Here is a 19,940-nt window from a genome sequence, read left to right as displayed (position 1 = left end):
GGGGCCACAAGTCGGCTGCAACCGGGGGCGGGGCGGGGCATCGTAGGGGGCATGGTGCGACACGTCATCGTCGTGGGAGCGGGGCCTGGAGGGCTGTCGACGGCCATCAACCTGGCGGGCCAGGGGTTGAAGGTCACCGTGGTGGAGAAGGACGCGGTGCCCGGAGGGCGGATGAAGGGGCTGGCGCTGGGCGAGCGCGGCGAGTACGCGCTGGACACGGGCCCGTCGATTCTCCAGTTGCCGGGAGTGCTGGAGCGCATCTTCGTGCGCTCGGGCAAGCGGCTGGAGGACTACGTGAAGCTGGTGCCGCTGGAGCCCAACACACGGGTCCACTTCTGGGACGGCACGCACCTGGACACCTCGAAGGACCCGGAGCGCATGGCGGCGCAGCTGGCCCAGTACGGCGCCGACAAGCCGGAGGCGCTGCGGGCGTGGCTGGCGGAGGGGCGGGAGAAGTACGCCATCGCCTACGAGAAGTTCATCGCCACCAACGCGGGGAGCCTGGGCTACTACGCGCCATGGCGGCTGGCCTCCACGCTGCGCTTCAAGCCGTGGCAGACGCTGTACCGGCACCTGGATGGGTTCTTCCACGATGACCGGATTACGTACGCGCTGGCGTACCCCTCGAAGTACCTGGGGTTGCACCCGACGACGTGCTCCTCGGTGTTCAGCGTGATTCCGTACCTGGAGCTGGCCTTCGGGGTGTGGCACGTGGAAGGGGGCTTCCGGGAGCTGGCGCGGGGGATGATGCGGTGCGCGCAGGACCTGGGGGCGACGTTCCGGATGGGGGAGGCGGTGGAGCAGGTGCGGGTGGACGCGGGGCGAGCGGTGGGGGTGCGGCTGGCGAACGGGCAGACGCTGGAGGCGGACGCGGTGGTGGTGAACGCGGACCTGGCGTACGCGGCGCAGAACCTGGTGCCGGCGGAGGCGCGTGCGGGCACCCAGCTGTCGGACGCGGCGCTGGAGAAGGCGAAGTACTCGTGCAGCACGTTCATGGCGTACTACGGGCTGGACACGGTGTACTCGGACTTGCCGCACCACCTCATCTATCTATCGGAGAACGCGCGGCGTACGGACCGGGATGCGCTGGAGGACCGGTACGTGGACCTGGAGGATCCTCCGTTCTACGTGTGCAACCCGTGCGTGACGGATGCGTCGGGAGCGCCGAAGGGGCACTCGACGTTGTACGTGCTGGTGCCGACGCCGAACACGGCGCAGCCGGTGGACTGGGCGGCGACGGAGCGGGCGTTGCGCGAGCGGATTCCGGACATGCTGGCGAAGGTGGGGCTGAAGGACGTGCGCCGGCACATCCGCTCGGAGCGCTACTTCACGGCGGAGACGTGGCGGGACGACTTCCACGTGTTCCGAGGGGCGGTGTTCAACCTCTCGCACACGTGGCTGCAGCTGGGCCCGCTGCGGCCGAAGGTGAAGAACCCGGACGTGGAGGGGCTGTACTGGGTGGGCGGAGGAACGCACCCGGGCAGCGGGCTGCTCACCATCATGGAGAGCGCGAACATTGCTGCGGACTACCTGACACGGGAGGCGGGCAAGGGACCGTTGCCGCAGTGGCCGTACGTGCCGCCGCTCGCCTGAAAACCTCATTTCCGGCCAGGACCCGCTACAGTGACGGGGATGAGCCGGAAGCGCCAGGAGCCAGTGCCGGAGGACGCCACCCAGGTCGACGAGGTCGGGAGATGAGCTTGGCGAGGGGCTCGAATCCCTGCCGATGTCGAGCCGCCTCGGGACCATCAAGGGCACGCTCCACCGCCTCTCCATTCGTCTCCTGGCGGATCAGGGCTCGGATGTGCTGGTCGATGGCACCTGTCTGGTACTGCCAGACTGGGAAGGGCCCACAATCCTTGGGGTTCACGGCTTCCTGGAGCGGATTCGCTTCGCTCTGGAACCTCCCACCAGCGCGGGTGCGCTGGCCCGTATCCATTTCAGCGGAGTGTGAGCCTGCTCGCCTGCTGGAGCGAGCGACGCGGTGGGTTATAGGTTTCAGCGATTCGCGCTCAGGAGAGCCCGTCCCATGCCCATCTTCCTTCCCTTCGCGTTGGGAGGCCTCGCGCTGGCCGCGCTGGGGCTGGGGGTGAAGCGGGCGCTGGAGCAGCAGCCTCCACGGCCTGCGTTCCCGGAAGGCACCCGCGCCCGCGAAGCCTGGGCTCGGCACCCGCAGGCCCTGGAGGCGCTGAAGGCCGCGAGGCAACGCGTGAAGCGCCAGGCCCAGGCCTACAGCGAGCGCCAGGAACGCGCGCGTCAGGAGACGCTGGAGCCCTTCGGCGCGCTGCTGGCGAGGCTGGAGCGCTGGGAGCACGCCCGTGCGACCGAGGTGCTCACCCCCGAAGGGCAGGCGGCGCTGCGAGCCCTCCCCGAAGGGCCCACCCCCCGAGCCCTGCGCGTCGCCTGGGCCCTGTGGGGCGTGGGCGCCGAAGCCCCCTCGTCCCTGTGGCCGGTGCTGCAGTGGCTGGAGAATGGCTGGCTGGCGGAGGACATGCCACCGGTCCGCATCGACGGCGTCTCCCTCTACGCCGCAGCTTCCCGGGACTCCACCCCGACGGACGAGACCGAGGCGGCCCAGGCCCTGGAAGCCGCCTGCGCGGAGCTCCACCGCGCCACCGCCTTCCTCGACACCCTGCACGAGCGCCTGCAGGCCCTCGATGCGCGCGTGACCATCCTCCATGGCCGTGCCGCCGCGCAGCTCGCCTACCTGGACGCCTCCAGCTTCGAGCAGGAGCACCCCGAGCCCCGCGAGCGCTTGCGAAGGCTGGGCCAGCTCACCGGTGCCCTGGCCGAGGCGCTGCGCCTGCCGGTGCTCGAAGTCAGCGGAAGCCTGGCGCCGCCCCTCGCGCCCCTGGAGGGCTGAGGCCGCTGCTCGGTGGGCAGACGGGCGGACGAGCCCCTGTCACCTGTCATCCCCTACCGGTGTGCCCATCTTCGTTGCACGCAAGACACCTCGCGCGACGAAGGGAGGCAGGACCATGGGTGAGTGGAACGACAAGATTAAGGGCAAAGTGAAGGAGACGGCGGGCGTGGTGACGGGGGACCGTGAACTGGAGGCCGAAGGCAAGGCCGACACGCTCAAGGGCAACGTGAAGGAGAAGATCGAGGACGCGAAGCGGGCCATCAAGGATGCGGTGGATCCGGACCGTCCGAGCCGTCGGGAGCCGTGAGCGGAGTGAGTCACGGCGGAAGGGGACGCAAGGGCCGTGGGAGCTGGAGGGCTCCCGCGGCTCTTGGCTTGCTCATCGCTCTGGCTGACACGCCACCTCGAGAAAGGTGGTGGACTTACCGCTGACGAGCACCCAGAGACAGCGCACGAGGCAGCTCGCGCCAAACTCCCGGTAGATGAGGCCCAGGTTGGCGACCACCTCACGGCCTGTGATGACTCCGCGCATGACTGCTCCCCCTTCTACGCTCCCGCTGTGTCACCGCCGGTGACGCGCACCTCCTCTGCAAAGCGCTGGCCGACCCGCCCTCTCCGGCCGCGGGAGCGCGGTGTCGGGGGGCGGACGTCCTAAAGGTGTGGATCCCCGTGGAGGGTTGCACGTGTATCTCGGTACAAGTGCGGAGAACTGCGCACACGGCCTGTAACTCTTTCAAAAGGCCATGAGCTGGCGGACGGAATACCTGGGGGCTGTACGCAGGGCTGCACACGGCCGCGTGGCGAGCGTCGCAGGGGCCTCGGTGGGAGAAGCGCGGACTTTGGAGCCCCTGTCGGTTAGGAACAGGAGATCGTGGCCCCACCGCTCCCTTCCGCGCCTCCGCCTTCGCTCAAGTCCCGCCTGAAGAACGCGGGCAGCCTGTTCAGGCAACTGCCGGGAACGTTCCGGCTCTTCTGGCAGGCCAGCCCGAAGCTGGCGGTGGTGTTGGGGGTGCTGACGCTGGTGGCGGCGGTGCTGCCGGCGGCGATTGCCTACGTGGGCAAGCTGATCGTGGACGGGGTGGTGGCGGCGTCCAAGGAGGGCGGGGCGGAGGTGCTGCGCTCGCGGGTGCTGGGGCTGGTGGGGCTGGAGTTCGGGCTGATGTTGGGCTCGGCGCTGGTGGACCGGAGCCTGGCGCTGACGCGGGAGCTGCTGCGGGCCAACCTGGGCAACCTGCTCAACGAGCGGATTCTGCACAAGGCGTTGGAGCTGGAGCTGCGGCACTTCGAGGACTCGGACACCTACGACAAGATGCAGAACGCGCGGCGCGAGGCGAACAGCCGGCCGCTGTCGCTGGTGATGCAGGCGTTCACGATTGTCCGCAACCTGGTGACGCTGTCGACGTACGCGGTGCTGTTGGTGGCGCTGTCGCCGTGGAGCGTGGTGGTGCTGGTGGCGGCCTCGATTCCGGCGTTCATCGCCGAGGCGCGGCTGGCGGCGGCGGGGTTCCGGCTGTACTCGTGGCGGGCGCCGGAGGGGCGCAAGCTGAACTACCTGGAGTGGATCCTCACGCGGGACAACCACGTGAAGGAGGTGAAGCTGTTCGGGCTGGGGCCGCTGGTGCTGGGGCGTTACCGGACGCTGTTCCAGAAGTTCTTCAGCGAGGACCGGGCGCTGGCGCTCAAGCGGATGGGGTGGGGGTTGGGGCTGGGGATTCTGTCGTTGGGGGCGTTCTACGGATGCTACGCGTTCGTGGCGAACCGGGCGGCGACGGGGACAATCACCGTGGGCGACATGGTGCTCTACCTCTCGGTGTTCCGGCAGGGGCAGGCGGCGTTCCAGGGAATCCTGACGAGCATCGGTTCGATGTACGAGGACGCGCTCTTCATGAGCAACCTGTTCGCGTACCTGGAGATACCGACGGGCTCGGAGCAGCCGCGGGTGCTGCCGGCGAAATCGCCGCCGCGGGGGCCGGGTAATGCCATCGAACTGAGGGATGTGTCCTTCCGCTATCCAGGGAAGGAAGCGTGGGCGCTGCGGAACGTGACGTTGAAGCTGCAGCCGGGAGAGAAGCTGGCGCTGGTGGGGGAGAACGGCGCGGGAAAGAGCACGTTGGTGAAGTTGCTGCTGCGCCTGTACGAGCCGACGGAGGGCAGCATCCTCTACGGGGGCGTGGACATCCGAGACATGGACGTGGCGGATCTGCGGAGCCGCTTCGGAGCGGTGTTCCAGGACTTCGTGCGCTACCAGTTCAGCGTGGCGGAGAACATCGGGCTGGGGCACGTGCCGGCGCTGGAGGACCGCAACCGAATCGTGCGAGCGGCGGACCTGGGAGGAGCGAGCCCGGTCATCACGGCGCTGCCACAGCAGTACGACACGATGCTGGGCGGGTGGTTCGAGAAGGGGCAGGAGCTGAGCGCGGGGCAGTGGCAGAAGCTGGCGGTGGCTCGGGCGTTCATGCGCGAGGACGCGGAGGTGCTCATCTTGGACGAGCCGACGGCGAGCATCGACGCGGAGGCGGAGCACGCGCTGTTCGAGCGCTTCCAGGCGCTGGCGGCGGACCGTATCGCCATCGTGATTTCGCACCGGTTCTCGACGGTGCGGATGGCGGATCAGATCGCGGTGCTGCACAACGGGCAGGTGGAGGAGCTGGGCAGCCACGACGCGCTGATGGCGAAGGACGGGCGCTACGCGCACCTGTTCAACCTGCAGGCGCGCGGTTACCGGGACTGAACCTGTCAGGGCGCGGGCTTGGCGATGGCCTTGGGCGCCGAGTCCAACGCCTTGAGCCGCGAGTCGGTCAACGCGTTCACGTTGTTGATGTCTGGCTCGGAGCTCCGCGCCTTCGCGTACGCCGCCCGGGCCTCCTCCTGGAGCCCATACCCCTCGGCGATGCGGCCCACCACGTACCAGTCATAGGGCAGCGGCGTGCCCGTGCCCCTCAACTCCAGGGACTTGAGGAGCAACTGGCGTGCCTGTTGCCCATCGCCCACCTCCGCATAGAGCGTGGCCAGCGTGTGGACGTAGGACGCATTTCCATAGTTGGTGAGGGTGTTGGCCTTGAGCGCATCCGCCACCGCCGCCTCGTCCACCGTGCCCAGGAACAGCGTGTTCCACGCCAGCTCGTTGTACGTGTGCGCCGTGGCCTTGCCCGTCTCGACGATGCGCCGCCGGTACTCCTGCGCCTTCGCCAGCTCCCCACGCATCCGCGCCACGTTCGCCAGCGTCTCCAGCGCGATGTCGTCCTCCGGCAGGAGCTTCATCCGCGCCTCGGCGCGCTTCGCCAGCTCCTCCGTCCGATTCGTCTGTCGCAGCGCGTAGGTGGCGTGGAAGTACGCCAGCTCGTCCACGGGCGCCGCCTCCAGCAGGCGGTCCGCCGTCTCCAGCAACTCCGGCATGCGCTTGAGCGTGTAGTACGCCCCCATCAGGTCCCGGTCCAAGCCCCGCCGCTCCGCGTCCGTCGTCGCCTTCTCGCGCGCCAGGCTCAGGAAGGGAATGGCCCGCACCGCCTGCTTGCCGTAGGCCATGAGGCTCGCCGCCGCCACGCGCACCTGCTCCGCGCTGCCCGCGCTCCCCTTCTTCCACAGCCGCAGGAAGTTGGCGCCGCTCTCACTCTCCGGACGCGTCGCCGGAAGCATGTCGCGAGCCCAGTCCAGCCATTGTCGCGCCCCCGCCAGGTCTCCCGCCTCCACCCGCCGCATCGCCTCCTGGCCGAGCGTCGGGGTGTGGTACCCGGTAGCCAGCAGCCGGTACTCGCCGCCGGAGCGCACCACGAACCACGACTCGCTCGCACTGGAGCCCTCGAAGGGCAGGCGCGACTGGATGCGCAAGGCGCTCTTCGCGTCCCCCTCCACGCGCAGCTCCATCATCGAGAGCGCCAGGTCCACCGAGGCATGCAGCGGCACCTCCGCCAGCACCCCTCGGCCGAGCTGCGCGCGCACGATGCGCAGCACCTCGCTGGCCATGTCCGGCTCCGAGGTGAGCGAGGCCTTCACCAGGTTCCGCTCCACCTGGGCCATGCCCCCGTCCTCCTCCAGCACGGCGAGGAAGAGCCGTTGCACCACCGTGCGCGGATCCTCGTTCTTCAAGGCCCTGGCGTCGAAGCGCGTGGCCTTCATCAGGGGTGTCACCCGCTGCTGCAGCTCCACGGCGTTGGGGGCACCCCGGGCCGCCTCGGAGAGGAACGCATGCGCCTCCGGGTAGCGCCGCAGCCGCATCAACCGGTTGGCGGCATCCTGCAGCGCCTCGCGTCGGTCATCGACGGCGGGTACCCACCGGGAGGCGTTCTTCACCGCCGCCGCCGGGCCGTCCACCAGCGCCGAGGCGCTCAGCCGCACGCTGTGGCGCAGCTTCGAGGGCTTCATGTCCTGCGCCAGCCGCAGCACCTCCGCGTACCGCTCCAGCAGGAACACGTCCAGCAGCAGGTGGTCATCCATGTCGTCGCGGTCCAGCAGCTCGCGCAGCTCCTGGTACTCGGCCACGGCCTCCTTCAGGCGCGAGCCCTCGGCGTAGCGCTCGCCCTGGGGGTTGTACTCGAGGAGGATTCCCAGGTCGCCGCGCGTCTCGAAGTCCTTCGGCTCCAGCGCCTTGGCCTTGCGGTAGGCGGCCAGGGCGGCCGCGTGGTCGAAGCCCGGCAGGAAGCGGCGGCCCAGCATGTCGTGCTGCAGCACCCACCCCAGCGTGCGCCAGGCCAGCGCCGAGCCCGGCTCCACCTCCGTGGCGCGGCGGGCCTCCTGGCGGGCCTCATCCCCCACGCCAGCCCCCAGCAGCGCGAGCGAGAGCTGGGTGCGGTGCAGGGCCTCGTTCGGGTGCAGCGTCACGAGGCGGCGGTAGGCCTCCAGCGCCTCGGATACGCGCTCGGCGGCCAGCAGCGCGGCGCCCTCATGGTCGAAGGCGGCCTGCGCGTCCTCCTCCGTGCGCAGCGGCGTGAGCGCGGTGCGGAATGTCTCCACCTCCGCCGCTGTCCACCGGCGCTTGCTGGTCTGGAAGCGGAAGGTGGCGTGTACCTCGCGGCCCTGGAGCGAGAACTGGCCCGAGTAGGTGGCCGGGCCCAGCTTGTGGTTGAAGGCCTTGGGCAGCGGCCGGGGCACATAGCCCGGCGGAGGCACCACGCGGTAGCGAAGCTCGGCGGTGTAGGGTTCCAGCAACACCAACTCCCCCTGGCGCCGGGCCCCCGACGGCTCCTCGCTCGATGAGTCGAGCAGGAAGTCCGGCAGTCGCCCCAGCAGGGCCATGCCGCCCAGCGCCAGCACCGCCTCCGTGTCGTCCGTGTAACCCCGAGAGGCCCGCGCCACCTCCAACTCCACCTCGAAGGGCTTCTCCAGCGCCTTCAGCTCCCGAGGCTCCAGCCGCCCCAGCTCCTCGGCGGCGAAGGCGCTCTTCACGTACTCCGTATAGCCCTCGCGCACCCGGGCCAGCTCCGTGCTCGCGAAGTGCTCGCGGTACGCGGAGGCCACCGCGCCGGTGGATGCCTTCACCTCGACGATGCGGGCGGGGCCGCGCTCGGCCAGGAACACCTCGCGCCGGGTGGTGAAGGTGTTGGCCGTGGCCGGCGCCTCGGGGGTGCGCACCAGGCCCTTCGTCTCCGGGTGGGCCACCAGCGCCAGGCGCCCCTGCACCAGGACGGGAAGCTGTCCCGGAGCGCTGAAGGCATCCGTGGCATCCACCCACAGGGCGGGTGTGCCGGGGAGGTAGACGATGGCGTGGTCGAAGAGGCCGAAGCCGGGCAGCGCCTCGCGTACATCCTCCGGGCCGGTGCGAAGCAGCGCCACCGAGGCCGGAATGCCCGAGGCGCGCAGCAGGCCCACCAGCAGCGTGGACAGGTCCTTGCAGTCGCCGTAGCGGCGCACCAGCGTCTCGGCCGGCTGGCGCGGCACCACGGCCGCCGCGCCGAACTGCAGGCTCGTGTAGCGCACCTGCGAATGCACCCACGCCATCAGCTTGCCGGCCACCACCTCGCGGCGCTTCTCGTCTCCGACGATCTCCTTCGCGGTGCGCTCCAGCGCCGCGCCGGCCAGCTGCACCTCCACCGTCTCGTGGTAGCTGCGGGCCAGCTCGCCCCAGCCGCGTCCGGTGGAGAAGGCCACGTGCGGCCAGGTGACGGCGTCCGCGGGCAGGAAGGGCTCGGGGGCTTGCAGGGGCTCCAGCGGCCCATCCTCGAAGACGAGCCGGGTACGCCCCTGAGCCTCGGTGCGCCGGGGCTTCACCCCCACGCCACGCGTGGCGAAGTGCAGGGCGCTGCCCTGGGGCACCTCCAGCGTGAGCCGCACCTTGCGCACCGGCACCTCCTTGCCCCAGAAGAAGCGCCGCGCGGCACCGCTGGCGAACAGGCTCTCCGTCTCGCGCGTGATGATGAGCTGCTCCACCACCGCGCCCACGGTGATGGCGGGCAGCGGGCCGCGCAGCACGCGCCGGTCCGACAGCGTCTCCGGCTCGCTCTCGGCGGGCGTGGCCTCCACCAAGGTGGCGGGATCCAACACGTGCGCCACTCCGTCCGGAGTAATGACGCGGGCGCGAATCTCCGGGCGCTCCTCGTGCCAGGGCGCGTAGCCCATGGCCACCGTGTCCCAGGTGTGCGCCCCCTCGGTGGTGAGCACGCGGTAGACCTGGCGCAGGGTGACGGTCTCCCGGCCGTGCGCGTCATAGGAGAAGGTGCCCTCCTCCAGCAGCACCTCCACCTCGGCCCCCTCGGGAGCAGGCAGCGCGGCGGCGGCCCCCGCGAGAGCCGCGGGCTCGGCGGAGAAGGCGGGCGCCTCCCAGGGGTTGGCGGCGAGCGCGGGCAGGGAGGCAAGCAGCACGGCGAGGGCGAAGCGCATGGAGGCCCGCAGTCTGGCACTCTCCCCCCGGAGCGGGCGAGAGCCCTCCCCGGCCGTCCAGGCTTCGGACAACCCACCGGAGAGGCCACCCCGGGTCCTACTTTCCCGCTTGGAAGCCGTACCCCCCTGGCATTTCTAGGAGTTGTCTGGTCTTCTTCGGGTGACAGCCCCGGTACGCCCCCTGCAACACCAGGGCCTGTTGCCTGCTTGGGGTCGAAAAATCCTTCTCAGTCGGAAATTCTGATCCAGGCCCGAATCCCTCTGCCCTGGATGCCTCGCGCCATGGTCCGTCGCCTGAAGTTGTTCTGGAAGCTGGCCCTGATTGCGCTGCTCATCCCGGTATCGGTCATCGCCATGACGCTGGTGGCGCTGGGAGGCACGGGGACGCTCAAGTCCGAGTACGAAACCCTCTACAGCTTCATGCTGTTGCCCATCCTGGGGCTGGAGGAGGGCAACCTGCACCGCGAGGCGCTGGCGGGGGACTTGCGGTTGTTGGCGCGGGCCACCTCGCTGACGGAGGAGGAGCGCGGCACGCTGGTGAAGCGGGCGCGCGAGCACGACGTGGCGCTCAGCGCGGTGATGGCCCGCTACAAGAGGGAGTGGCAGTCCACGTTGGACCCCGAGTTCACCGAGACGCTGGAGGAGCTGGATCAGCAGAAGCTGCAGGAGGAGGAACTCGCCGCGCTCACGCTCTTCGAGGTGGCGTACGCGGGCTTCCAGCCGGTGCGTGAGCGGGTGCTGAACAACACCCCGGTGGACGTGGCGCAGCTGGAGGAGTCGCTGGGGCGGCTGGAGGCCTCGGTCACGAAGCTGATGGCGCTGCACCGCCAGTTCGCGGCGCTCTCCAACCAGAGCGCCCAGTCCTCCATGTTCTGGATGCGGCTCTTCCTGCCGCTGCTGGGGCTGGCGCTGAGCAGCGCGGGCATCGCGGTGGCGTGGAAGCTCTCGCGCATCATCGTCGAGCCCATCTCGCGGCTCACGCGGATGACGGCGCGGCTGGCGCGCGGGGAGCTGGAGCTGTTGGAGGAGGGCGAGCAGGCGCTGCCGGTGGATCCGCAGACGCAGGACGAGGCGGCGCAGCTCCTGCGGGCGACGCTGGAGATGGTGCGCTCGCTGCAGCAGATGGTGGCCACGGCGGTGAGCATCGCCCATGGCGACCTGATGGTGCGGGTGGAGCCGCGCTCGGAGAAGGACGCGCTGGGCAAGGCGCTGGCGGAGATGGTGACGCGGCTGACGCAGGTGGTGGCCGAGGTGCGGGCAGGGGCCTCCTCGCTGGCGACGGCGTCGGCGATGCTGGCCTCCTCCTCGCAGACGTTGGCGCAGGGCACCAACGAGCAGGCGACGGCGATTCAAGAGAACACGCAGACGCTCAAGGAGATCAGCGTCTCGGTGCAGCGCAACACGGAGAGCTGCAAGAAGATGGAGGAGATGGCGCGGGTGGGGGCGCTCAACGCGGAGGCGAGCGGCCAGGCGGTGGGGCAGACGGTGGCGGCCATGCGGCGCATCTCCACGAACGTGTCGCTCATCGAAGAGCTGGCGCACCAGACGAACATGCTGGCGCTCAACGCGGCCATCGAGGCCATTCGCGCGGGCGAGCACGGCAAGGGCTTCAGCGTGGTGGCGGGCGAGGTGCGGCGGCTGGCCGAGCGCAGCAAGTCGGCGGTGCGGGAGATTGGCGAGCTGGCCATGTCGAGCATGGGCGTGGCGGACCAATCGGGGCGGCTCTTGAGGGACCTGGTGCCGTCGATTCACCGCACGGCGCAGCTGGTGACGGAGGTGGCGGGCTCGACGAGAGAGCAGTCGACGAGCGTGGAGCTGATGAACCACGCGATGATTCACGTGGAGCACGCCACGCAGGGCAACGCGCGCTCGGCGGAGGAGCTGGCGAGCGCGGCGGCGGAGCTGGCCTCGCAGGCCAACGCGCTGCAGCGTTTGACGGGCTTCTTCCGGGTGGGCTTCTCGGATGAGCTGCTGGTGCAGCTGCCCCCGCTGGCGGTGGAGCTGCCGCCGATGATGCCGCCTCCGCCCGCCGAGCCGGTCGTGGCGACGGTGGAGGCCGCGCCCTCGTCCGCGGCGAGTGGCGAGGGAGATTTCGATCGCTTCAGGTGAAGTGAGGCGCGATGTCCGGGAACATGAAGAAGTGGGGGGCGTTCCTCGTGCTGACGCTGGGCGCGCTGTTGGCGCTGGGCTACGGCTATGAGTCCTACGAGCGCCGGACGCTGCAGGGTGAACTCGACAGGATGCGCAAGTCCTCGCATCTGGCCATCCAGAGCGTGGATGACTCGCTCCACCGGCTCATGGTGCTGAGCGAGCAGGTGGCGCGCATGGACCGGGCGGCACTCAGCCGCGAAGAGGTCTCCTCCCGGCTGTGCGACATGATGCGGGCCGAGCCGCGGCTCAAGCAGCTCGGCTACGCGCTCGACCCCACCACCACGCCCGACCATCAGCGCTTCGCGCCCTACTGCGTGCGCAAGGACGGCAAGCTGTCGCCCGCGAGCCTGGAGGATGATCCCTCCTACGACTACACCACCCGGAGCCCCGAGACGGAGTGGTACCACCGGGCCAAGAGCGAGGGGGAGGGGTGGAGTGAGCCCTATTACGACCCGATGACGCGCGCCATCCTCGCGGAGCACACCCGGCCCCTGAGCGCGGAGGGCGGCTTCGCGGGCGTGGCCTTCGCCAACTATTCGCTGAAGACGTTGACGGACCTGGTGAAGAACCTCGACCTGGGGCGGGGCGGCTATGCGTTCGTCATGACGCGCCAGGGGCGGCTGCTGTCGCACCCGAACTGGACCGACGTGGTCAAGGGGCGGACGCTGCAGCAACTGGCGAGCACCCACGACTCGGCGGAGCTGGAGCAGATCAGCCAGTGGGTCCAGACGCCTGGGGCGGGGAGCCTCTCGCTGCGGATCGAGGATCCGATGACCCAGGGGCCCGCGTGGGCCTGGTGCGAGGCGCTCTCCAAGACCGGTTGGGCGATGTGTACCGTGACGGTGGCGGGCTCGGCGCTCCATGGCGAGAAGGGGCTGGCGAAGTGGCGGCTGGCCATCGTGTTCTCGGTGATGCTGTTTGCCCTCATCGGGCTGGCGATGCTGTTGAAGGTGGAGCAGCGGCAGCAGTGCTCCCTGTGGATCTTGTCGACCGCCAGCACCGCGCTGCTCTGCGGCGCCGTGGGCTACACGTGGCACCTGGCCCACAAGGGCAGCCTCGGGGAGGCCCAGGTCCCGGCCATCATCTCCGCGTCGGAGGTGGACCGGCTCATCCAGGAGAACCGATCGCGGCTCCAGGAGGTCCATCGCCGGGATGACCTCGTCGTGGTTCCGACGGGCATCCACGTCAGTCAGATCTCGTCCTCGGACAAGACGCTGAGCCTGACGGGCATCGTCTGGCAAAGCTATCGCCAGGAAGCGCGGGGAGACGCGCCAACTGGGGCACCCGTCACGGCCAAGGCGGCAGGCGGAGCCCAGGGGATGACGGTCCTCGCGGCGGCCCGCGAGGAGGCGCCTCAGGAGACAGCGGACGCGCTGCCACCGAGCGTGGGGGTCGACTTCCCGGGAGCGCTGTCCGTCGAGATGGAGGAGCTCTTCCGCAAGGAGGTGGAGGGCAACCAGGTGATTGGCTGGAGCTTCCAGCTCGAGTTGCCGGAGAAGTTCGATGCGAGGGACTTCCCGCTGGATCGAGAGAGCATCAAGATCGACATGGTGCCGCGGGCGTTCGACGCGCCGGTGATCCTGGTCCCGGACCTTTCGGCCTACGACAACATCATCACCTCGGCACTGCCGGGAGTGGGCAACGCGATCGGGTTGCCGGGCTGGCAGCTGGAGGAGTCGTTCTTCAGCCACGTGGAGCGGGTGATCAACAGCGACCTGGGCTTGAGGCAGGCGGACCTCTTCCGGGACGTGCTGACGCTGCGGTTCACCATCAGCGCGCGGCGTGTGTTCACCAATCCGGTCATCGGCCACGTGCTGCCGTTGGTCATCCTGCTGTTCCTGATGTTCGCGGTGCTGATGCTGAGCAGTCGCAGGGAGGGGCTGATGGAGCGCCTGGGCTTCAACGCCAGCACCATCATCGGGGCGTACGGGACGTTCTTCTTCATCGCCGTGCTGCAGCACGTGTCGCTGCGCGAGTCGATGGGGACGGCGCAGTTGGTCTACTTCGAGTGGTTCTACATCCTGGTGTACGTGCTGCTGTTGTTGCTGTCGCTCAACGCGCTGCTGTTCTCGACGAACAGTGAGGTGGGCTTCGTCCTCTACGAGGACAACCTATGGCCCAAGCTCATGTACGGACCGCTCACGGCGGGAGGGGCCCTGGCCGCTACCTGCGTCTGGTTCTACTGAGGAAGGGCTATACCTCCTCGAATTTCGTTCCTGTCGCGCCCATGCGCTCCAGCGCGGTCTTGATGTCCCCAGAGATGATCAGTGTTCCGGACCAGCCCTCTGGGCGGAACACCTGGGTGGCGCCTACCGTTGCCTTGTCGATGCGGAGATCATCGACGGCGTAGTACTTCCCTACTTTGTGGGGCGAGCCGTCTTCAGGGGTCCAGAGCTGGACCTTGGAGGCCTTCTCGTCAATGCAGCGGATCAGTCGCGTGGCCACGAGGATCACATACTGGTCCCGGTAGCCTTCGATCTCGACGGGGATGACCTGCACATCGGTGGGCGCCATCTCCAGAAACGCATTGGCCGCCCGGATGTGGAGCACGGGGATCTTGATCCCCGCTTCGGAGAAGTCCAAGGGCCTGCCTGCATGCTCGATTGGAACCCTCAAGCGTCCCTGGAGCTGTAGCGGCTTCCCGTCACTGAACTGCCAGTCGTCCACCTCGTGGCCCTGACTGTCCGTTGGCGTGGCAAGGTGCCAGCGGTGGGGGAAGGACACATCATCGGACAGCGCGAAGTAACGCAGCGGCATGCAGGGAGCACCTATCGCGGTTTGCCTTGGGTGACGAGTTGGTGCAGTTCCGTGCCAGGTGTGGCGATCTCGTTGGCCAGCTTCTTGAGAGCGATTCTTTGCGGCGCCCCAGTGTCTTCAGGGGTGGCGCGCGGCTTCCCATCCTGTTGTACGATGCGGCTTCTCAACGGGGGGACCTTCCACAGGTCCGAGGGAGGTACAGCATGGAAGCCAATCAGCTTCTCGATTTGGTCAAGCGGTACAACGAGAACCGGGAGTACATCACCAACGAAGAAACCGCCAAGATGGCACTGGTGGTTCCGTTCATCCGGTTGCTTGGGTACGACCCCAACATTCCCAAAGAGGTCCGCCTCGAATACGCGGCGGAGTTCACTCAAGGGGATGGAAAGCGCCTCCAGGATCGCATGGACTTCGCGATCTTTGATCAGACCGGTGCCAAGCCCTTGATGGTGATCGAGACCAAGCCGCTCGGTACGGACTTGATGGCCAAGTCACAGCAGCTGGCTCGCTATATCGCGCAGATGGCGGATCTCCATTTCGGGATCATCACGGACGGCTGCCACTATCTGTTCTTCGGAGATCTCGAGAATCCGAACCAGATGGATCGCGAGCCCTTCTTCAGCTTCTCCCTCGAAGACACCAAGACCGACTGGTCCAAGGTCGCCAAGTTCCTCTCGAAGTTCAGCCGCGAGTCCTTCAATGCGGAGACCCTGGTCACGGACGCGGAGAACAGTCGCTACCGCCAGGCCATGATCGACAGGCTCTCGGCCGCGTTGCGCTCTCCCGCTGACAACGAAGGCTTCATGCGGTGGCTGACCGAGGAGGTCTACAAGGGCAAGCGGACGGGCGCTGTGATGACCCGGCTGGGAGAGGTCGCGAAGGAAGCCATCGAGCCAGCGCTGCTCCGGGTCATGGGCGATGACTTCCTCGAGAAGCTCAAGGAGCGCATCCAGCGTCTGCGTGACACGGGAGAGGCGACCGGGGAGCCCGCTCAGAACGTCATCAAGCCAGAGTCAGCGAGGCCATTCGAAGAGGTGAAGGGAGCCGTCGCTGAAGAGAAGCAACGGATGGCCATTGAGACGACCCAGGAGGAACTCGACTTCTTCGGGCTCATTCGGGACATCTGCGTCAAGGGTGGCGCCAACCCCGAAGAGATCCTCTACAGAGACACCACCGCCTACTTCAACATCTCCTACCGCAAGCCCACCAAGTGGTTCTTGCGCTTCTTCAGCAATGCCAAGCGCAAGAGCATCGTCACCTGGGTGCCGGCCGAGGAAGCCAAGCAGCTCGTTTCTGGCTTCGCGATCGAAGAGGCCCCCGTCGCTTTTGGGCTCTCTCGCGTCTACATCGAGAACATCGCGCAGATCTGGGCCTTGAAGTCCCTCGTGCTGCGGAGCCTTGAACTCTCGAAGGCCAGTAAGGACGAGGCGCCGGTTGAGGCTGCGGCGCCTGTCAAAGAGGCCCCACCGGCCTGAATCGAGTCCTTCGCCCCGCTCAGGAGGCGCGGGGCAGGTGCTCGCGGACGACACCGAGCCAGTAATCCCGGCCGTAGTACTGGCTCATCTTCCCCAGCAGCTTGCCATCGCGGAACAGCAGGAAGGTGGGGATGCCGAACAGGCCGAAGCGCAGCGCCAGCTCTTCGTGCTTGTAGGCGTTCACCTTCACCACGCGCATCGGGGCGCCCTCCAGCTCGGAGAGCAGCGAGGGCTCCGCCGCCGCGTACACGTCGCAGTTGGGGCAACCCTCGCCCCAGAAGTCCACTACCACCAGCTCGTCCTTCGGCTGGAGCACCAGCGCCTCGAAGGTCTCCGCAGTCGCCTCGTATGTCGCGGGATGTGCCATGCCCTTGCCTAACGAGCAGCCTCGGTCCCTTTCAACCCCTCACGGCACCAGGGGCCGGCGCTCGAAGTCCTCGCTCGCGGGCGTCTTGCGCCCGTACACCGTGCCGTAGGCCAGTGGCCCGTAGTACACGACATCCTCCGGGCTGTGCAGGCGCGGCTTGCCAGTGCTCGACACGAGGTTGCCGTTGAAGAGGCCCACCTCGCCGCCCTGGCGCGAGAGCGTGAACGGCAGGTGCGTGGGGCCAGCGGCCGTGTTCCCATCCGCCTGGAGCCGCAGCGTCTGTCCCGGCTCCAGCGTGAGGGCCGGCAGCGCGTACCGCGTGGTGGCGCGCAGGTCGTTCGTCACCTCGTACCCCTGGAGCGACAGCGTCGCGGTGCCACGGTTGTACAGCTCCACGTAGCCGGCGCTGCCGGCGTTGATCTCCCGGATGACCAGCGCTCCGCTGCCATGGGCCTTCAGGTCCTGCAGCGCGCGCTGTAGGAAGGCGCGGCGCTCGCGCACGTACTGCTTCAGGAAGCCCCGCGCCCGCGCCAGGTGCTCGGGGGAGATGTACGGGTCACTCGCCAGCTCCGAGCTCACCCGGGCCCACAGCGCGTCGATGTGCGCGTTGGCCTTCGTCTCCGAGAAGGGACCCGCGAGCGCCGCCTCCAGCTTCGCCAGCATCCGGGCGCGCAGGGCCGGCCGGTCCCACACACGCGTGGCGAGCACGCTCCAGGTCGGACGCTGCGAGGGGCGCTCCCCCACGCGCAGCTCGTAGAGGTCCTGCACTCCCGGGTCATACAGGGTGAAGGGCTGGGCCCAGCGGTCCTCGATGGGCGGATCCGTGGGAGCCCAGGTGCGCCAGAAGAGCATCCGCGCGTTGTTCAGGTCCCACGGCACGTACTGCCACCGGTCCTTGCCGTGCTCGTGGACCCAGTAGCTGCGCGAGTCCTCCACGATGTTGTTGGAGATGAGCATGTCGGCGGCGAGGTTGCCCAGGTACGCCTCCACGTCCACGTGGCGCTCCAGCTTCGCCTCGAACTCCGCGTCATCCGAGCGGTTCACCCAGGCCAGGAACGTGTCCAGGTCCGCGCGGCCGGTGTCCTCGTTCGTCTTCTTCTCGAAGTCGGTCTGGTACGAGCCCGGGCGTGGCGTCATCTCGCAGTTGCGGTGGCCGCAGCGGTAGATGGAGGCGTTGCGCTCCAGGCCGTGGTGCTTGAGGTAGTCCTTGCCCACGTGCTCCATGTCCACGTACAGCCCGTTGGGCTGGCCGTTGATGCTCACCTTCACGTAGCTGGCGCGGGGCACCGGCAGCTTCATCGCCGTGTACAGGTCCACCGCGAACTTCTCCGTGAGCTTGCCGCTGTCGTACCACTCGGCCAGCAGCTCGAAGTGGTCTCGGTCGGCGAACTCGTAGCCCGGGTCCAGCTCGATCTTGAAGCTCTTCTGGGGCAGCGTCCGGGTGCTGGCGCCTCGGAAGCGCAGCTGTCCCGGCGCGCTCTCGCCGTCGAGCACCACCGTCACGGGCACCGTCTCATCCGTCTCCGGGTTCTGCTCGAGCCACGCCAGGTGCTCGGGAGCGATCTGCAGGTCGAACGACGGAATGCGGCTCTGCACCGGCGGGAACTCGAGCGGAGGAGGCCCCGCGTCCGGCGCTCCGGCGTCGGGCTTGCCCGCATCCGGCGCTCCCGCGTCCGGCGCTCCGGTGTCCGGCGTGCCCGCATCCTCCGAAGGAGGCGTGCCCCCGTCCGGGGTGGTGGGCAGGGGATTCTCGCCGGTGCGGTCCGGGGGCTCCGGCAGGCTCGGGGCGGACTCCGGCCCACATGCCCCCAGCCCCAGCATCCCCATGAGCACCAGCCAACGCCATCTCCCCATTCCACTCCTCCGTTCCGGGGCGGGGGAGGGTGCAGGGGGCATGCCCTCGCGGGTGTTGGGTGGCGGATGCTGGAGCGGCCCTGGGGGAGGGCCCTGGGAAGGCGGCTCCCATGGGAGGGAAGGGTTTTTCCCAGCCAGGGGCCCCGAGTGCCCTTCGGAAGGCGATCAGACGTCACCCGGGTGCGGGAAGATGCGGTGAGAGAAGGACGGAGCGGTGTAGAACTCCCAAATGTCCGACATTTCCCCCTGGCACGCGGGTGCGGGAGCACCGAGATTGGCCGGGCAGGGGGGCATGGGCGCCTGAAGCGAGGCGCCATCGAAGTGGAGGGGCCATGCACGAGTGGTTGGAGGCACTGCAGAAGTCGGCGCGGAAGACGTCCCCCGGGGTGGCTGCGGAGGAGCTGCGGCGAGCCGAGACGGAGTGCGGGGTACCGCTGCCCGGGGAGCTGGGGGACTTGTACTCGGCCTTCAACGGCGGCGAATTCGAGGGCGAGGTGATGCTCTACCCGCTGCACGGCGAGGGCGAGGCGCCCAGCGTGCTGGAGAAGACGCGCAAGATGTTGGTGGGCCTGCCGGTGGCGGGCGTCTGGCGCTTCGGGCTGAAGGGGGCGCACCGGCACCTGTTCACCTCGCGCAAGTCGGCCATGGTGGAGCAGGGGGACGGGGGCGGACCGCTGCCGGAGTGGGTGAAGGCGCTGGGGGACGAGGACTGGCTCTTCGGCACGTGGGAGACCGAGAAGAAGGAGATGCGGCTGTACCGCTCGTTGTCGAACATGCTCAACGTGCTGGTGCCTCCGGTGGAGCACGAGCAGTTCGGCGACCGCACCTTCGCGCGCGCCATCGCCGCGGTGCAGGGCGCGCTGAGCGAGCTGTCCGAGGACGAAGAGGGCAAGCAGGCCGAGGAGGGCGAGGAGCTCGAGTACGAGTACGAGGAGGGCAAGGCCGAGGAGGCGCCCGCCGAGGCCGAGGAGGAAGATCAGGAAGTCCTGGTGGAGGCCGAGGCGGAGGAAGAGCCCACCGAGGCCGAGGAGGAGGAGGAGGAGGGCGAGGCGGCAAAGCCCGAGGAGAAGGAGCTGGAGAAGCCGGCGGTGGTGGCCGCTGAGCGCCGCATGAAGCGCCTCCAGGAACAGGCGGGAGCGGGGAAGAAGGAGAAGGGGATCGAGAAGCCGGCGGTGATTGCCGCCGAGCGCCGCGTGAAGCGCCTCACGGAGCAGGCGGCGGCCCCGGAGCCGACCGCGAAGCCTCGCGAGACGGCAGCGCCGAAGAAGGCCGCTGCCGTGAAGAAGGCCCCCGCGAAGAAGGCTGTCCCCGCGAAGAAGGCTGTCCCCGCGAAGAAGGCGCCCGCCAAGAAGGCCGTCCCCGCGAAGAAGGCTGGGACGAAGAAGGCGCCCGCCAAGAAGGTCCCCGCGAAGAAGGCTGCCCCCGCGAAGAAGGCGCCCGCCAAGAAGGCCATCCCCGCGAAGAAGGCTGGGACGAAGAAGGCCCCTGCGAAGAAGGTTCCCATGAAGAAGGCTGGGACGAAGAAGGCCCCTGCCAAGAAGGTCCCCGCGAAGAAGTCCTCCGCCAAGAAGGCAGCGGGAGCGCGGCGCAAGCGCTGAGCCAGTTCACCGCCTTTCTGAACTCGGGCGTGGAGGAGGCAACCTCCCTCCACGCCCAGGCT

General features: G+C 68.6%; 14 protein-coding genes. 9 read left to right on the top strand and 5 right to left on the bottom strand.

Annotated features, from left to right (window positions below):
- The first annotated feature begins 51 nt into the window (after positions 1 to 51).
- From SYV04_RS38725 to SYV04_RS38710, 4 genes are all read left to right on the top strand, one after another.
- Positions 52 to 1,593 carry a phytoene desaturase family protein gene (locus SYV04_RS38725; RefSeq protein ID WP_321551093.1) on the top strand — a complete coding sequence of 514 codons (1,542 nt, stop codon included), beginning with the start codon at positions 52 to 54 and terminating at the stop codon, positions 1,591 to 1,593.
- A gap of 133 nt (positions 1,594 to 1,726) precedes the next feature.
- Complete coding sequence (locus SYV04_RS38720; RefSeq protein WP_321551092.1) at positions 1,727 to 1,954, top strand: hypothetical protein; 228 nt, start codon at positions 1,727 to 1,729, stop codon at positions 1,952 to 1,954.
- Positions 1,955 to 2,029: 75 nt separating this feature from the next.
- On the top strand, positions 2,030 to 2,863 hold the full coding sequence (locus tag SYV04_RS38715) for a hypothetical protein (RefSeq protein WP_321551091.1): 834 nt from the start codon (positions 2,030 to 2,032) through the stop codon (positions 2,861 to 2,863).
- Between the two features lie 115 nt (positions 2,864 to 2,978).
- The gene (locus tag SYV04_RS38710; RefSeq protein WP_321551090.1) at positions 2,979 to 3,170 is read left to right on the top strand and encodes a CsbD family protein; all 192 of its coding nucleotides are present in this window, start codon (positions 2,979 to 2,981) and stop codon (positions 3,168 to 3,170) included.
- 72 nt (positions 3,171 to 3,242) lie between these two features.
- On the opposite strand, the gene SYV04_RS38705 is transcribed toward SYV04_RS38710, so the two are convergent.
- Complete coding sequence (locus SYV04_RS38705; RefSeq protein WP_321551089.1) at positions 3,243 to 3,395, bottom strand: hypothetical protein; 153 nt, start codon at positions 3,393 to 3,395, stop codon at positions 3,243 to 3,245.
- Between the two features lie 339 nt (positions 3,396 to 3,734).
- Here SYV04_RS38705 and SYV04_RS38700 point away from each other — a divergent pair, with 339 nt between their 5' ends.
- Complete coding sequence (locus SYV04_RS38700) at positions 3,735 to 5,594, top strand: ABC transporter ATP-binding protein (protein ID WP_321551088.1); 1,860 nt, start codon at positions 3,735 to 3,737, stop codon at positions 5,592 to 5,594.
- 5 nt (positions 5,595 to 5,599) lie between these two features.
- On the opposite strand, the gene SYV04_RS38695 is transcribed toward SYV04_RS38700, so the two are convergent.
- Positions 5,600 to 9,676 carry a DUF3857 domain-containing protein gene (locus SYV04_RS38695; RefSeq protein ID WP_321551087.1) on the bottom strand — a complete coding sequence of 1,359 codons (4,077 nt, stop codon included), beginning with the start codon at positions 9,674 to 9,676 and terminating at the stop codon, positions 5,600 to 5,602.
- A 282-nt stretch (positions 9,677 to 9,958) separates the two neighbouring features.
- Between SYV04_RS38695 and SYV04_RS38690 the strand changes: the two genes are divergently transcribed.
- Both SYV04_RS38690 and SYV04_RS38685 read left to right on the top strand, forming a co-directional pair.
- Entirely contained in the window at positions 9,959 to 11,785 is a 1,827-nt protein-coding gene (locus SYV04_RS38690; RefSeq protein ID WP_321551086.1) for a HAMP domain-containing methyl-accepting chemotaxis protein, read from the top strand.
- 23 nt (positions 11,786 to 11,808) lie between these two features.
- Positions 11,809 to 14,013, top strand: a complete 2,205-nt coding sequence (locus tag SYV04_RS38685; RefSeq protein WP_321551085.1) for a cache domain-containing protein — start codon at positions 11,809 to 11,811, stop codon at positions 14,011 to 14,013.
- 7 nt (positions 14,014 to 14,020) lie between these two features.
- Here the strand turns inward: SYV04_RS38685 and SYV04_RS38680 are convergent, their stop codons facing one another.
- Positions 14,021 to 14,584, bottom strand: a complete 564-nt coding sequence (locus SYV04_RS38680; RefSeq protein ID WP_321551084.1) for an imm11 family protein — start codon at positions 14,582 to 14,584, stop codon at positions 14,021 to 14,023.
- A gap of 203 nt (positions 14,585 to 14,787) precedes the next feature.
- Here SYV04_RS38680 and SYV04_RS38675 point away from each other — a divergent pair, with 203 nt between their 5' ends.
- The gene (locus tag SYV04_RS38675) at positions 14,788 to 16,059 is read left to right on the top strand and encodes a type I restriction enzyme HsdR N-terminal domain-containing protein (RefSeq protein WP_479691457.1); all 1,272 of its coding nucleotides are present in this window, start codon (positions 14,788 to 14,790) and stop codon (positions 16,057 to 16,059) included.
- Positions 16,060 to 16,078: 19 nt separating this feature from the next.
- Here the strand turns inward: SYV04_RS38675 and SYV04_RS38670 are convergent, their stop codons facing one another.
- Positions 16,079 to 16,426, bottom strand: coding sequence for a thioredoxin family protein (locus SYV04_RS38670; RefSeq protein ID WP_321551082.1), 348 nt, complete (start codon positions 16,424 to 16,426; stop codon positions 16,079 to 16,081).
- 39 nt (positions 16,427 to 16,465) lie between these two features.
- Positions 16,466 to 18,280: a CotH kinase family protein gene (locus SYV04_RS38665; RefSeq protein ID WP_321551081.1), complete on the bottom strand. Its 1,815-nt coding sequence runs from the start codon at positions 18,278 to 18,280 to the stop codon at positions 16,466 to 16,468.
- 332 nt (positions 18,281 to 18,612) lie between these two features.
- On the opposite strand from SYV04_RS38665, the gene SYV04_RS38660 reads away from it, so the two are divergent.
- Positions 18,613 to 19,878, top strand: coding sequence for an SMI1/KNR4 family protein (locus SYV04_RS38660; RefSeq protein WP_321551080.1), 1,266 nt, complete (start codon positions 18,613 to 18,615; stop codon positions 19,876 to 19,878).
- Positions 19,879 to 19,940: the final 62 nt, after the last annotated feature.

The organism is Hyalangium ruber, assembly GCF_034259325.1.
Taxonomy (GTDB): Bacteria; Myxococcota; Myxococcia; order Myxococcales; family Myxococcaceae; genus Hyalangium_A; species Hyalangium_A rubrum.
Note: the sequence above shows the minus strand (reverse complement) of the source record. Positions and strands in the feature narration are given on the sequence as shown.

Bases quoted from the DNA above. Each gene is read 5' to 3' on its own strand.
- SYV04_RS38680 (WP_321551084.1), bottom strand. From the start codon at position 14,584: ATGCCGCTGCGTTACTTCGCGCTGTCCGATGATGTGTCCTTCCCCCAC.
- SYV04_RS38710 (WP_321551090.1), top strand. From the start codon at position 2,979: ATGGGTGAGTGGAACGACAAGATTAAGGGCAAAGTGAAGGAGACGGCG.
- SYV04_RS38660 (WP_321551080.1), top strand. From the start codon at position 18,613: ATGCACGAGTGGTTGGAGGCACTGCAGAAGTCGGCGCGGAAGACGTCC.
- SYV04_RS38675 (WP_479691457.1), top strand. From the start codon at position 14,788: ATGGAAGCCAATCAGCTTCTCGATTTGGTCAAGCGGTACAACGAGAAC.
- SYV04_RS38705 (WP_321551089.1), bottom strand. From the start codon at position 3,395: ATGCGCGGAGTCATCACAGGCCGTGAGGTGGTCGCCAACCTGGGCCTC.
- SYV04_RS38715 (WP_321551091.1), top strand. From the start codon at position 2,030: ATGCCCATCTTCCTTCCCTTCGCGTTGGGAGGCCTCGCGCTGGCCGCG.
- SYV04_RS38670 (WP_321551082.1), bottom strand. From the start codon at position 16,426: ATGGCACATCCCGCGACATACGAGGCGACTGCGGAGACCTTCGAGGCG.
- SYV04_RS38685 (WP_321551085.1), top strand. From the start codon at position 11,809: ATGAAGAAGTGGGGGGCGTTCCTCGTGCTGACGCTGGGCGCGCTGTTG.
- SYV04_RS38665 (WP_321551081.1), bottom strand. From the start codon at position 18,280: ATGGGGAGATGGCGTTGGCTGGTGCTCATGGGGATGCTGGGGCTGGGG.
- SYV04_RS38690 (WP_321551086.1), top strand. From the start codon at position 9,959: ATGGTCCGTCGCCTGAAGTTGTTCTGGAAGCTGGCCCTGATTGCGCTG.
- SYV04_RS38725 (WP_321551093.1), top strand. From the start codon at position 52: ATGGTGCGACACGTCATCGTCGTGGGAGCGGGGCCTGGAGGGCTGTCG.
- SYV04_RS38695 (WP_321551087.1), bottom strand. From the start codon at position 9,676: ATGCGCTTCGCCCTCGCCGTGCTGCTTGCCTCCCTGCCCGCGCTCGCC.
- SYV04_RS38720 (WP_321551092.1), top strand. From the start codon at position 1,727: ATGTCGAGCCGCCTCGGGACCATCAAGGGCACGCTCCACCGCCTCTCC.